The 13613-nt window shown below is 67.3% G+C and carries 13 protein-coding genes; 3 read left to right on the top strand and 10 right to left on the bottom strand.

Features of this window, described 5'->3' with window-relative positions; translation table 11 throughout:
• Positions 1-16: 16 nt before the first annotated feature.
• The gene (locus ACZ63D_RS07945) at positions 17-721 is read left to right on the top strand and encodes a TIGR03089 family protein (RefSeq protein ID WP_465353506.1); all 705 of its coding nucleotides are present in this window, start codon (positions 17-19) and stop codon (positions 719-721) included.
• Between the two features lie 42 nt (positions 722-763).
• Here the strand turns inward: ACZ63D_RS07945 and ACZ63D_RS07950 are convergent, their stop codons facing one another.
• On the bottom strand, positions 764-1192 hold the full coding sequence (locus ACZ63D_RS07950; protein WP_465353507.1) for a DoxX family protein: 429 nt from the start codon (positions 1190-1192) through the stop codon (positions 764-766).
• A gap of 280 nt (positions 1193-1472) precedes the next feature.
• Here ACZ63D_RS07950 and ACZ63D_RS07955 point away from each other — a divergent pair, with 280 nt between their 5' ends.
• On the top strand, positions 1473-3377 hold the full coding sequence (locus tag ACZ63D_RS07955) for a GTP-binding protein (protein WP_465353508.1): 1905 nt from the start codon (positions 1473-1475) through the stop codon (positions 3375-3377).
• On the opposite strand, the gene ACZ63D_RS07960 is transcribed toward ACZ63D_RS07955, so the two are convergent.
• From ACZ63D_RS07960 to ACZ63D_RS07990, 7 genes are all read right to left on the bottom strand, one after another.
• The gene (locus tag ACZ63D_RS07960) at positions 3313-3735 is read right to left on the bottom strand and encodes a hypothetical protein (protein ID WP_465353509.1); all 423 of its coding nucleotides are present in this window, start codon (positions 3733-3735) and stop codon (positions 3313-3315) included. The genes ACZ63D_RS07955 and ACZ63D_RS07960 overlap by 65 nt on opposite strands.
• An 84-nt stretch (positions 3736-3819) precedes the next feature.
• Positions 3820-4749 (bottom strand): esterase/lipase family protein, encoded by a 930-nt coding sequence (locus ACZ63D_RS07965; protein ID WP_465353510.1) that lies wholly within the window; start codon positions 4747-4749, stop codon positions 3820-3822.
• Positions 4750-4824: 75 nt separating this feature from the next.
• Positions 4825-5559 carry an ESX secretion-associated protein EspG gene (locus tag ACZ63D_RS07970; protein ID WP_465353511.1) on the bottom strand — a complete coding sequence of 245 codons (735 nt, stop codon included), beginning with the start codon at positions 5557-5559 and terminating at the stop codon, positions 4825-4827.
• Between the two features lie 8 nt (positions 5560-5567).
• Positions 5568-7034, bottom strand: a complete 1467-nt coding sequence (locus ACZ63D_RS07975; protein WP_465353512.1) for a hypothetical protein — start codon at positions 7032-7034, stop codon at positions 5568-5570.
• 3 nt (positions 7035-7037) lie between these two features.
• The gene (locus ACZ63D_RS07980; protein ID WP_465353513.1) at positions 7038-7679 is read right to left on the bottom strand and encodes a DUF3558 domain-containing protein; all 642 of its coding nucleotides are present in this window, start codon (positions 7677-7679) and stop codon (positions 7038-7040) included.
• Positions 7676-8149: a hypothetical protein gene (locus tag ACZ63D_RS07985; RefSeq protein ID WP_465353514.1), complete on the bottom strand. Its 474-nt coding sequence runs from the start codon at positions 8147-8149 to the stop codon at positions 7676-7678. Before ACZ63D_RS07985 ends, ACZ63D_RS07980 begins: the two co-directional genes overlap by 4 nt.
• A 303-nt stretch (positions 8150-8452) precedes the next feature.
• Positions 8453-9610 carry an acyl-CoA dehydrogenase family protein gene (locus tag ACZ63D_RS07990; RefSeq protein WP_465353515.1) on the bottom strand — a complete coding sequence of 386 codons (1158 nt, stop codon included), beginning with the start codon at positions 9608-9610 and terminating at the stop codon, positions 8453-8455.
• A gap of 119 nt (positions 9611-9729) precedes the next feature.
• Between ACZ63D_RS07990 and ACZ63D_RS07995 the strand changes: the two genes are divergently transcribed.
• Positions 9730-11403 carry a class I adenylate-forming enzyme family protein gene (locus ACZ63D_RS07995; protein ID WP_465353516.1) on the top strand — a complete coding sequence of 558 codons (1674 nt, stop codon included), beginning with the start codon at positions 9730-9732 and terminating at the stop codon, positions 11401-11403.
• Between the two features lie 51 nt (positions 11404-11454).
• On the opposite strand, the gene purE is transcribed toward ACZ63D_RS07995, so the two are convergent.
• Positions 11455-11952 (bottom strand): 5-(carboxyamino)imidazole ribonucleotide mutase, encoded by a 498-nt coding sequence (purE, locus tag ACZ63D_RS08000; RefSeq protein WP_465353517.1) that lies wholly within the window; start codon positions 11950-11952, stop codon positions 11455-11457.
• Positions 11953-11963: 11 nt separating this feature from the next.
• A complete protein-coding gene (locus tag ACZ63D_RS08005) occupies positions 11964-13148 on the bottom strand; it encodes a 5-(carboxyamino)imidazole ribonucleotide synthase (RefSeq protein WP_465353518.1) in 1185 nt (394 codons plus the stop codon).
• Positions 13149-13613: the final 465 nt, after the last annotated feature.

Consider the following 13613-nt stretch of genomic DNA (forward strand, 5'->3'; position numbering starts at 1 on the left):
GACTAGCCTGGGGAGCATGAGCCTCACCGAGCAGCTGCTGCGTCCGCTTCTGGCCTCGCCGGCGAAACCGCTGATCACGCACTACGACGACCGGCTCGGCAGCCGTGTCGAGCTGTCCGTGGCGACAATGCAGAACTGGGCCGCGAAAACGGCGAACTGGCTGGTCGACGAGTTCGACGTCGAGCCGGGCGACGCCGTCGCGGTGCGGCTGCCCGCGCATTGGCAGACCGCGGGCGTGCTGCTCGGCGCGTGGTGGTGCGGAGCCCGCGTGGTCGCGGAGCCGGACGGCGCGCGAGTGGTGTTCACCAGCCCGGACGAGGAGATCGACGCCCCGGCGGTCGCCGTGGTGTCGCTCGACCCGATGGGCCGCGGCCTGTCCACGCCGCCGTCCGGCGGAGCGCTCGACTACCTCGCCGAGGCCCGGATGTCCGGCGACCAGTTCGTCCCGATGCAGCCGACCCCCGGCGACACCCCGGCCCTCGGTTCCTCCACTGTGGACGAAGTGTGGGCGGAAGCCACTGCGCGCGCGGCGAAACTCGGCCTGACCGCGGCGGATCGAGTTTTGTCCACGATGGACTGGACGGTGCCGGAGGGGGTGCTGGACGGCCTGCTCGTCCCGCTCGCCGCCAGCGCGCACCTGGTCCAGGTGACGAACGCCGACCCGGCGAAGCTGTCCGCCCGTCGCGAGGCCGAACGCACCACCGCCGACCTGACTGCCTGACCGCGTGAGCGCTGACCGCGGGGTCAGCGCTCACCGCGACGCTCAGGCGTTCTGCAGCTCGGCCGCACCCTGGCGGCGACGCCGGAACAGCACGTGGTCCAGGGACAGCCGACCGCCGTTGAAGCCCAGCGCCAGCGCGGTGAGGCCGAGCACCAGCACCAGCTCGTAGCCGCCCTCGCCGGTCAGGCCGTGTGCCGCGTGCACCGAGATCAGCGCGCCGGCCATGTCGATCGCGTAGCCGATGGCGACCACCGGCAGCAGGAAGCCCACGACGAAGGCGATCGACCCGAGCAGTTCGAGCACGATCACGAGGAACGCGGAGACGCTCGGCAGCGGGATGCCGATCTGGCTGAACATGTCGGCGGTCGCTCCGACACCGCTGTTCCATTTCTGCAGGCCGTGGGCGAAGAACACCACCGCGACGCCGATCCGGCCGAGCAGCAGCGCGACGTCCTTGACTCGAGTCAACATGGAGACAGCTCCCCGATAGGTGAAAATTCAACTGACCCGGCCCACGGTAAGGCACCGAACACCGCCGCGGGGGTGTCAGCCAGTGATCGACAGGAAACCGACAGGCACCGAAAACTCGCTGTACACCGCGCCCGGTCCAGCGCTACCGTGCCGGTGACCGCGGGTGCGCGCTGCTCGCGGTCGTGTTTTCGTGTTGCCGACCCGCGAGGAGCCCCGATGCGCCGACAGTCCGATCGACCCCAGTTCGGCCTGTCTCCCGCATCTGAGGACTTCCGCACGCATGAAAGCACTGACCATCGGCATTCTGGCGCACATCGACGCAGGTAAAACCAGCCTCACCGAACGTCTGCTGTTCGAGACCGGCGTGATCGACCACGCCGGCCGGGTCGACGACGGCGACACCCAGACCGATTCGCTCGAACTCGAACGCCGGCGCGGCATCACCATCAAGTCCGCCGTCGTCGCGGTCAGCACCCCCGGCCACCGGCTCAGCCTCGTGGACACCCCCGGCCACCCCGATTTCATCGCGGAGGTCGAACGCGCCGTCGGCGTGCTCGACGGCGCGGTGCTCGTGGTGTCCGCGGTGGAAGGCGTGCAAGCCCAGACCCGCGTGCTGATGCGCACGCTCGTCCGCCTCGGCATTCCGGTGCTGGTGTTCGTGAACAAGATCGACCGCACCGGGGCGCGGGAAGCGTCGTTGCTGGACTCCTTACGTACCAAGCTTTCGCCGCAGTGTGTCGCGATGAGCACGGTAACGGGAATCGGCACCGCCGACGCGCGCCCGACATCGCTGCCCTTTGACGACCGCCTAGCCGACGCTCTCGCCGGAGACGACGCCTTCCTTGAGTCCTATGTAGCCGGTACAGCCTCTGTTACGGATTACCGAAAAGCACTGGTGCGCCAGGTCTCCGCCGCGTCGGTGTATCCGGTCTTCTTCGGCTCGGCAGTCACCGGAGCTGGCGTTCGCGATCTCATCGCCGGGGTTTACGAACTGCTGCCGTCCCGCGAACGCCGCGGGGACGGGCCGCTCGACGCCAGTGTCTTCAAAATCGAACGCGGCCGCTCCGGCGAGAAAATTGCCTACGTGCGAATGTTTTCCGGCACCCTGGCAGCACGCCGGCCGGTGCCTTTCCGACGCTTAGGAACGGAAGGCGTCGGCCGCCCGTCCGCCGTGCGCGTGTTCGAGCACGGCGCGACCCCGGTGTCCGGCGAGGCGCTGGCCGGTGATGTCGCGCGAGTCTGGGGTCTGCCGGAAATCCGGATCGGCGACCGGCTAGGCGAAAGCGCCGACCTTTCGCAGGACCGGTTCTTCGCTCCGCCGAGCCTGGAAACGCTGGTGTACCCAGTCGATCCAGACCAGACCAGCGCGCTGTACACCGCGCTGACGCGACTGTCCGAACAGGACCCGTTGATCAGCATCCGCCGACAGGACCAGGAAATCACCGTCCGCCTGTACGGTGAAGTGCAAAAGGAAGTAATCCGCACGACCCTCGCCGAAGAGTTCGGCATTGCCGCCGAATTCGAAGAGTCGCGACCGCTGCTGGTCGATCGTCTACATGGGACTGGACACCGCGTACGACACCCCGCACCCGGCGAGCGCGTGTTCTTCTGGGCCACCGTCGGTCTGCGCGTCGAACCCGGACCGCCCGGCTCCGGCACCGATTACCGGCTGGAGGTCGAACTCGGTTCGCTGCCGCTTTCCTTCCACACGGCCATCGAGGAAACCGTGCACGAGGTCCTGCGCGAAGGCTTGCACGGCCGGGAAATCATCGACTGCGTAGTCACGCTCACCGATACCGCGTTCTATCCACCAGTCAGCACCGCTGGGGATTTCCGCGGCATGACCCGGTTGGTGCTGCGGGAAGCCCTTCGCCAGGCCGGAACCAGGGTGTACGAACCGGTGCACGCGTTCGAACTCGAAGCACCGGCCTCCGCGATCAGCGCGGTGCTGCGCAAGCTCGTCGAACTGCGCGCGGTGCCCGGCGAGCCAGTGATCGCCGGTGACCGGTGCACTGTGGACGGTCATCTCCCGGCCGCCTCCGCACACGAACTGGAACAGGCCTTGCCCGCGCTCACCCAAGGCGAGGGCACACTCGTCACCAATTTCGCCGAATACCGGCTCAAGCCGGGTGGCGGCGGGCCAGGTCGAGTTCCGTCCAGCCGCCGTGGGCGGACAACAGCGTGAGAACGCGCTCCGCGAGGGCCGAAAACCGGCGTAGGTCCTCGTGGAGCGCCTTCGCGCGCGTGGCATCGAGCGGTGCGTGGTCGTCCCACCACAGGCAGATCACCGCACTCGCACACAACACCACCGGCTGGACGAGGTCCGAGAACTCCGCGGACGGCTCCGCCGTTTCGCGGCACGTGCGTTCGATTTCGTCGCACGCGTCGAGCAGCTCGCGCAACGGACCCACCGCGCCGGACGGGGTGCCGTCCCACGACGCGGTGGGCCACGCGCGGTCGCTCAGCTCGAGCCAGAGCCGCCATCCGGCGACCAGCTCGGCCTCGTCGTGCGGCGTCCAGGTGTCGGGGAGCAGCCAGAACATGTCACCGACTGTGACATCGACGCCGGAGTCCGCACAACCAAGTCGGCGGAAGTGTTCGCGTTTATACCCCGCGGCGGGGGTATCTCAGCTGATCACCGGGGGCACGAACAGGCAGTTGGGCTTTTTCGCGTGCTCCGGGTCGAGGGCGTTGAGCACCTCGCGCTGTGCGATCGGGTCGTAGGTGATGCCGAGGTGGTCGGTGTAGTCGAGCCCGCAGACGTCCTGGAGGACGAGGTTTTTCACGTTGGGCGCGGGCTTGAGGAAGGCGTTGGTATACGGGGTGACAACGTCGTCATACCGGGTCTGGATGACCGTGTAGTCGACCCCCGGAACGGTGTCGCCGCCCGCGTTGAGGTCGGTGAGGAACGCGGACCCCGTGGACTGTTCGTTGCAAGCCGCACAGGCCGCGCCGACGAGATCCCGGGCAGGCGGAATCGCCTGGATCGCGGTGAGCAACCCGAACAGGTTGGTGCCGTAATTGGACGGAGACAGCCCGATCAGCTTGCCGATCTTGCTCGCGCCGCCGAGATACCTGATCCAGTAGCGCGGGTTCATCCCGCCCTGCGAATGCCCGACCACGTCAAGCTTCGAGGCTCCGGTGGCCTGGAGAATCTTGTCCCCGAAAGTCGCGAGCTGCCCTGCCGTCCCCGCCACCGGCCCGACCGTCTGCAGGAACGCCCCCGGCGACCCGCCGAAGTTCCCCGCGAACACGCAGTACCCCTCGTCGGCGAGCCGCTGGGACAGATTCGCCCAGTTCTCGTACGCGTTGGCCGTGGTGCCGTTGGACAGCAGCACCGGATTCGGATGCTCCGCGGAGGGTTTGCAGTTCCAGTCGTTGGCCCCCGGCGGCGCGATCGTCGGCTGCCCAGCTGAGTAGATCGCCGCGGCGATGATGTTCGGCTGCACCGGACCACTCGGGTCTTTCCCGGTCGCGGCCACCGCCGTGCCGCCGCCAAGCGCGACCACCGTCGCCGCCAGGAGGACCATGCCCCGTCCGAACGCGCGTACGCCCATTCCGTTTCACCTCTCTGTGAACCCGACGCCTTGGTTAACGCGGAACACGAGAAAGGGAAACGCGGTTATTTGTTTTTATCGCAAACTGACGAGTTTTCGGTTCACCGCATCGATCAAGGAGGCCCGGTTTCCCGGGTGGACACTGATCCGCGCCTCCCCGCCGCGGGTGGTCTGGAAGCTCACCATCCGCCCCCGCCCGCTGAGATCGATCACCGACAACGGCGAGCTGTACCGGCGATTGCCGCGCTCGTCCCGGACCGCGGCATGCAACTGATGCACCGCGTCCCGCGGCGCCCGCATCAGATACCGCAACTCATCCGCCTCGCCGCCTTCCTCGGCCAGCGGATCCGCCCCGCCGTTGTCGTAGTACTCCCGGCTGATCTGCATCGCCCGGATCGCCGCCGGAGGACACTCCGGCATCGCCATGACCAAACAAGCCGCGAGCTCGTCCGGCGACACCGGGTCGAGCTGAACGAACTCGGCGTCAGTGATCAGCCGGACGGCGTCTGGTTTGGTCGCCGCGACGAGAATCGCCCCGTTGTCTTCCTGATGGGTGCCGAAATCAGTCCACCCGTAGACCTCATGCCGCGCGGTGGCGAGCAGCTTGAGCGTCGCGCGCAACGCCTCCGCCGTGTCGCCAAGCTCCCTGAGCAGCTCCCGCGTCCGCTTCGCCCGCTCGGCCGCGCCTTCCTCGGTCAAGTACATCGGAGTGTCTTCGACGACTACCGGTGCTTTCCCCAGATTTTCCTCGTGCCAAAGCGCCAAGAACACCGGCCGCGGCATGCGCAACGGCCTGTCGATGATCGTCATCGAGCCCCTCAACCACCAATCGTCGGAGGCGTCGGAGGCAACCCGGTGCGGGGGTCGAGGGCGCGCTCGCCGTTCTCGTCGACCAGGGAGAAGGCCGAGTCGTCGTCGATTCCGTACTTGCGCTGGTGTTCTTTGTCTTCCTCGCCTTTACCCTTGCCGCCGCCGGCCATCCCGCCCATCCCCGGGCTTCCCTTGGCTCCGGCCGCACCCTTCCCCGCCGCACCTGCCGCCCCGCGGGCCGCAGCTTCCTCACCCGCGCCGGTTCCCGCGCCTGGTGCTCCGCCTGATCCGCCGCCTAGCCGCGCCGCAATCCCGCCACCGCGCCCCGCGCCGGTTCCAGCTTCACTCCCACCACTGCGCCCCGCGCCGATCCCAGCTTCACTCCCGCCGCCACCCAGCGGCCCAAACCCAGCCGGTGTCCAACCGCTGCTGCTGTTGCTACTCCCGCCCCCAGTCCCGAAGGAGGTCGACGGAGTCCACTCCGTCCCGCCCACCCGATCAACCGACGGCGGAGTCCACCCAGCCGTCGACGTCCGGTCACTGTCTCCCGGGTGATACCCCGGCACCACTCCGCCTGGCGGCACTGAGCCGTTACCGCTGCTCCCGGTACTCCCGCTGCTCCCGCCGCTCCCCGGGTGAAACGCTCCAGGCCCACCAACGCCCGGCCCACTTCCCCCCGACCATCCGCTGGTCCCCGGGCCGTTCCCCAACCCTCCGCTGGCCCCAGGCCCACTCCCCGGCCCACCAGTTTCCTGCCCCGGCCCGCGATAAGCCCTCTCATGCGACCCGGTCTTGCCTTTGGAGTGATCGCCACCAGAATCGATCTTGAGATTCTGCCCATCGAACGCGGAAACCTGGCCGTAATTGCTACTCAGCCCTTGACCGTTGGTCTTGGCCTGATCAGCGTACTTCTGATACCGCTCGACGTTGTGATTGGCGGCTGCGTTGTACTCGTTGATCTGCTTCTCGGTATCGGTGTCCCACGGAGTCCCCTGATCCCAGAGATTTTTGTGCGGAGGGACCGGAGGCATGGCCTGCAACGCGATCTTCATGTCGTTGTAGCCGTGCGTGGTGTCGACCAGCTTTTGCCCATTGACCACATAAGCCTGCGCGGAAGTGGACGACGCGTCCGACAACGGCCTGAGCCGAGCCCGCGCCGCGTCCGCACCATCGCCAGTCCAGACGGATTCCAGCATGGTGGTGATCTGCTGCGCGTCGTCGCTGTTCTGGTTGTGTTCCTGGGTCACGTCCCGCACGGTCGCACTACCGCTGTCCCACGACGAGGTACCCGGCCCCTCCTGCACCTGCTGCACGATTACCGGCGCTGGCACCGCCTGATCGCCAAGATTGCCGTGGTAGAAGTCGGAGAACCAACCCCCGGCGTCCTTAAGCCGATCATTGACCCAGTTGTCCGCGTCATCGATCCGGTCGCCGATCCACTTCGCGCCTTCTCCGATGAAATCGAAGAAACCCATCGGTCACGCACCGGCCTTCTGCTTCAAGTTAGTGACGACCATGTCCGCCACCTGAGCAGTGACGTCGCATGGGTCCGGCCCGCCCACTTTCGACTTGCCGAGGGTAACCGAGACATCAACGTCATGCTGGTCGCTGATTCCGACACTGACCTGACAGAATTCCTTCGCCGTATCCTTGCTCAAATTAGAGTGGGCAACTGCGGGAAATCCCTGGATAGACGGGAGCTCACGCCACAACGTGGACTGCGGCTTCGAATTCGCGTAAACCGCGCTCAGACCGTCTGATACTTTTGTGACGTACAAGACCGTAGCGACTGCCCCGGCATCGCTATTGAGCCAGTGGCATTGCGGGCCAAGCGAAGGCTCGTCGTCGTGCTTTCCTTGCGGCTTCTGCACCAGAATCTTGCCCACCTGGTCAGGAGTGAGCGCGCCATCGCAGGGGTGCCCCGACAACACTGACGCGGGCAGCGGATTCTCTACCTTGGGAGCGCCCGCGTACGGCAGAGTTTTCCCGGCCGCTGACGTAGGCACGGAAGCACTAGCCGAACCGGGAGTGGGTTTTGGCGTCGAACCACCAGAGCACGCCGTGGCCGAAGCGATCACCGCGACCACGCCCGCGGACACAAGAAGCACTCGAGTCTTCATACCGCGAGCCCCCCGCCCTGGCCGTCGTGTCCTACAGCCTTCATATCTCCCGCCGCTTGACTATCCGACTCACTGACAATGCCCAACGCCTTTTCCAGGCGATCAATGAGTTCCACCATGTACTTATGCATATTGTCGTTCGCGTCCTTGCCATCCGCGAAGGTCTTGACCACCTGCTGGTTGAACCCCATGCTGCCCGGGTCTTGCGCCGGTGGCGTGAGCTGCGTCAAGGACACCGTTTTCGGTCGCATCATTGCCAGGTTGTCGCGAAGTCGCTTCGCCCGCTCGAGCAGGGAGCGCGCTTCATCAGGACTCAGCGTGAACCCGGCCCCCGACTTCACGGCAGATGCCACGGCAGCGGCGTCCGACACCCCCTTGGCCACGTTCATCGCCGTGCCCACCACCGTGATCGGCAATCCGGTCAGCCAACCTGCTGTTTCCAGGGCTTTCCCCGGTTCGTTCTCAGCCACGCCCGTCCCTCCCGTGCACCCCGCACCGTCTCTCGACCAGGCAACCAGTCCCGAGACCCCTCCGGCCGTCACTGTAACCAACTGCTCACAGCGGGGTGGCGGAATCAGCCAAACTCACTCCAACGCGCACCTGCCGAGCAGCGCGAACCGTGACGCCTCCAGAGACTCGAACCGTCAGGCCCTCCACGTCCTCGACTCAACCGAAGCCAAATCGCGGCCCCCGGACACGGCTAGTTCGAGCATAAAAAGGAGCCCCACCACCCGATCCGGGCAGTGGGGCTCTTAAGCCAAGCCAGCGAAGACTCAGCCCTTTAGCAAAGCCCGGGCCATGACGACCTTCTGGATCTGGTTCGTGCCTTCATAAATCTGGGTAATCTTCGCGTCGCGCATCATCCGTTCCACCGGGAAGTCGCGCGTGTAGCCCGCCCCGCCGAACAGTTGCACGGCATCTGTCGTCACTGACATTGCCACGTCGGACGCGTATGCCTTGGCTGCCGACGCGGTGAAGCTGGCGCGCTTGTCTCCGCGCTCGGAGGCCGCGGCGGAGGCGTACACCAAGTGGCGGGCGGCTTCGATTTTCGTTCCCATGTCAGCCAGCATGAACTGGATTCCTTGGAAATCTGCGATTGCCTTGCCGAACTGCTTGCGTTCCTTGACGTACGCGATGGCTGCGTCCAGGGCGCCCTGGGCGATTCCCAGTGCTTGTGCGCCAATGGTCGGGCGGGTGTGGTCCAGGGTGCGCAGGGCGGTTTTCAGGCCGGTGCCCGGTTCGCCGATGATGCGATCGGCGGGGATGGTGCAGTTTTCGAAGTAGATTTCACGGGTCGGGGAGCCCTTGATGCCCAGTTTCTTTTCCTTCGGGCCTACCGAGAAACCCGGGTCGTCCTTGTGCACGACGAAAGCGGAAATGCCGTTGGCTTTCTTTTCCGCGTTCGGATCGGTCACGGCCATCACCGTGTACCACGACGATTCGCCGGCGTTGGTGATCCAGCATTTGGTGCCGTTGAGGACCCAGTGGTCGCCGTCGAGGCGGGCGCGCGTGCGCATGGACGCGGTGTCCGAGCCGGCTTCGCGCTCCGACAGTGCGTACGACGCCGATGCGTCGCCCGAGGCGATCGACGGCAGGACCAGCTTCTTCAAGTCTTCCGAACCGGACAGGACGATCGGCTGCGTGCCCAGCTTGTTGACCGCCGGGATCAGGGACGCGGATGCGTCGACGCGGGCTACCTCTTCGATCACGATGCACGCGCCGATGGCGTCGGCGCCCTGGCCGTCGTACTCCTCGCCGATGTGGACGGCGTTGAACCCTGCCTTGACGAGCGCTTCGTTGGCCTCGACCGGGTAGCGCTCCTGCTCGTCGACCTCGGCCGCGTACGGCGCGATCTCCTTTTCGGCTAGAGCCCGGACCGCGGCCCGCAGTTCCTCGTGCTCCTCGGCCAGCTGATACAGGCCCTCGGCCACCTTCAGTCACCTCTTCTGCAGCGAAACGGGAGAAAGTCCCCCGATGTTAGCCCGCGTTCACTCCCAGCGCGGCGGCTCGCTGCTTGTGTCCTCGGCCTCACCGTTCGTATGGTCACGTGATGGCTCCCACAGCATCGACCCCGCCGCCCGGATTGCCCGCTTCCCTCGACTACCCCGAGGTGCCGATCGGTTCGCTGCTCGCCGGTGCCGCGACGCGCTACGGCGACCGGGTCGCGTTCGCGATGGGCGACGACCAGCTCACGTTCGCCCAGACCTGGCAGGCGGCGTGCCGGTTCGCGCAGGCGTTGCTTGCCCGCGGCATCGGCCGGGGCGACGTGGTCGCCGTGCATCTGCCGAACTGTCTCGCGTATCCGATCGCCTACCACGGCATTCTGCTGGCGGGGGCGACGTTCAGCCCGACGAACCCGCTGCTTCCGCCGGACGACCTCGCCTTCCAGCTCACCGACTGCGGGGCCACCGCCGTGGTGACGTTCGGACCGGTCGCGGGCGCGCTCGCAGCGGTCGCCGACCGGATTCCGGCGCGGCTCACGATCGTCGTCTCGCCTGCCGGCGAGCTCGGCGAGAGGAGCGTGGAGTTCCGCGAGTTTTTCGCTGACCAGCCCGCGACCAGGCCGGACGTGACGATCGACGTGGACCGCGATCTCGCTCATCTCTCCTACACGGGCGGCACGACAGGACGGTCCAAGGGCGTCGAGCTCACGCACCGCAACGTCGTCACGAACACGCTGCAGCACACCTGCTGGTCGACCGGCTCGATACCGGCGCTCGACGCCAACGGCGACCTGACGATCGACCAGATCGGCAGCCCGGACGAATGGCCGACCCGCCTTGGCACCGGCACCGCGATCAACCTGATGCCGTGGTTCCACGCGATGGGCGTGATCGCGGGGCTCAACGGTCCGCTGCTGGGCGGTGGGACGACCGTGCTGCACGCCCGGTTCGATCCGGCTGCCTACGTCGCTGACGCTGAGCGCTTGCGGGTCACGCTGATCGGTGGAGCTCCCGCTCTGTTCGCTGCGCTGCTGGCGACGCCTGAGTTCCACACCGCCGACCTGTCCTCGGTGCGCAACATCGGCTCCGGTGCGGCACCGATGAGCCACGAAATGATCCGCGCGCTGCGGCAGCGATTCCCGGACGCCGTGATCGCCGAAGGGTACGGGCTCACCGAGGTGACGATGGGTGCGGTGATCTCTCCGAGTTACCGGTCCGGCGTCCGCAAAGTCGGGTCGGTCGGCAGGCCGATCTTCGACACCGAGGTCAAGCTCGTCGCGGACGGCAGCGAGGAGCCGGTGCCGCCCGGGCAAGAGGGCGAGGTGTGCTTGCGCGGGCCGCAGGTGATGCGCGGGTACCGGAACCGTCCGGAAGAAACCGCTGCCGCACTCGTCGGCGGATGGCTGCACACCGGCGACATCGGCGTGCTCGACGCCGACGGCTATCTGTCCATTGTGGATCGCAAGAAAGACATGCTGCTGTACAAGGGATACAACGTCTTTCCGCGCGAACTGGAGGAACTGCTCAGCGCCTCGCCGGGCGTGCTGTCCGCGGCGGTGGTCGGCAGGCCGAGCCCGGAGGTCGGTGAACTGCCGGTGGCGTTCGTGGTGCGCGAGCCGGATTCCTCAGTGGACGCCGAGCAGCTGATGGCGGCGGTGAACGAGAAGGTGCTGCCGTACAAACGCCTGCGAGAACTGCATTTCGTGGCCGAGATCCCGGTGTCGGCGGCGGGCAAGGTGCTCAAACGCGAACTGCGGAAGCAGCTGCCCGACCCGGCTTGAGCCAGCGGTGTGCGCGGATGCCGGTGCGAGAGCGGCATCCACGCGCCCGACCTATTTGCCTGCTTTTTCGCGGAGTTTGGCGTCCTTGTCGAGCACCAGCTGCTCCAGGTCTTCCTGGAACTGCGTCAGCTTCGCCTGGAGCTGCAGGTCAGCCGCGGCGAGCATGCGGACCGCGAGAAGACCGGCGTTGCGCGCCCCGCCGACGGAGACCGTGGCAACCGGGATGCCGGCGGGCATCTGCACGATCGACAGCAGCGAGTCCATGCCGTCCAGGTACTTCAACGGAACCGGCACCCCGATCACCGGCAGCACCGTCGCCGACGCGACCATGCCCGGCAGGTGCGCGGCACCGCCCGCGCCCGCGATGATCGTGCGGATGCCCCGGTCCGCCGCGGACTTCGCGTAGTCAAGCATCCGCTGCGGGGTACGGTGCGCCGAATACACGCCGACCTCGTACTCGACGCCGAACTCGTCCAGCGCTTGCCCCGCGGCCTCCATCACCGGCCAGTCGGAGTCGCTGCCCATGATCACGCCCACCTGCGGCGCCATTGTGTTCCCTTTCAGTGGATCTCGTAGCCGTCGAGCCAGACGGCGTGGGACAGCCAGTGCGCGGACAGCAGCGCGCGGTTGCGCAGGTCGTCCATGCGGTCGCCGATGAAGTTGACGTGCCCGAGCTTGCGGCCGGGCCGGTCCTGCTTGCCGTAGAGGTGGATCTTCACCTCGGGGAATCGCGCGAACAGATGGTGCACGCGCTCGTCCGGGCCCATCTGCGGCGAGACGTCCGCGCCGAGCACGTTCGCCATCACGCACGCCGGGGCGATCAGGTCGGTGCGGCCGAGGGGGTAGTCCAGGACGCCGCGCAAATGCTGTTCGAACTGCGACGTGCGCGAGCCGTCCATGGTCCAGTGACCGGAGTTGTGCGGGCGCATCGCCAGCTCGTTGACCAGCAGACCGGACTCGGTCTCGAACAGCTCGACCGCGAGCAGGCCGGTGACGTCGAGCGTCGACGCGATGCGCAGCGCCAGCTCCTGCGCCTCGTGCACCCGCGACTCGGCCAGCCCCGGAGCCGGAGCGAGGACCTCGGTGTTGATGCCGTTCGTCTGCACGGTCTCGACGACGGGGTACGCCGCGCCCTGGCCGAACGGGGAGCGCGCGACCAGCGCGGACAGCTCGCGCTTCATCGCGACCTTTTCCTCGACCAGCAGTTCGGTGCCGGCTTCGAGAAGTTCGGGCACGGTCTCGCGGGCCTGCTGCGCGGTGTCGAGCATCCAGACACCCCGGCCGTCGTACCCGCCGCGCGACGCCTTCAGCACCACCGGCCAGCCGTGCTCGCCGCCGAACGCCACCACGTCGTCCACTTTGGACACTTCGGCGAACGCGGGACCGGGCACGCCGAGCCCGGCCATCATCTCGCGCATGACGAGCTTGTTCTGCGCGAACCCGAGCGCGGTGGGCGCGGGGCGGACGACGAAGCCCTCGGTGGCGAGGGTGAGCAGGTGCTCGCCGGGCACGTGCTCGTGGTCGAAGGTGACCACGTCGACCTGCCGCGCGAAGTCGATCAGTGCGTCGAGGTCGGTGTGGTGGCCGATGACGACGTCGCTGGCTACGAGGGCCGCCGCGTCGCCCTCGTCGGCCGCCAGCACCTTCAACGACTGGCCGAGGGAAATCGCCGCCTGCTGCGTCATGCGGGCGAGCTGCCCGCCGCCCACCATGCCGACGATGGGAAGACCGGTTCGTTTGTCCATAACGCCGCCCAGGTTACTGGGCGAGAACTGGCGGACCACCGGCGACCTGCGGCGGAGGCGGGTGGTTGGCGGGGGATGGCCGGACGGCTGGGGTTCACGCGCTGGGCTCGGGAACCGGGCGAACCTGGTGCGGGGAGCCAGCCGAGCCGGGCGACCTGGGGAACCGGCCGGGCCAGGGCACACCCAGCGAACGCCCGGCAAAGGCGGGCGCTGGTCGAGGCGAGATGGCCGAACGGCTGGGATGCACGGACTGACATCGGGAACGACCGTGCCCGGGCGAACCCGACGCCAGGGACCGGCCGAGCCAGGGCGACCCGGAGAACCGGCCGGGCCAGGGCACACCAACGAACGCCCGGGCGAAGGCGGGCGGTGATCGGCGGCGAGATGGCCGAACGACCGGGATCCGCAGACTGACATCGGGAAAGGACCACGCCCGGACGAACCCGGTGCCGAGAACCAGGCCGA

The sequence above is a fragment of the Amycolatopsis sp. NPDC104775 genome (assembly GCF_055583325.1).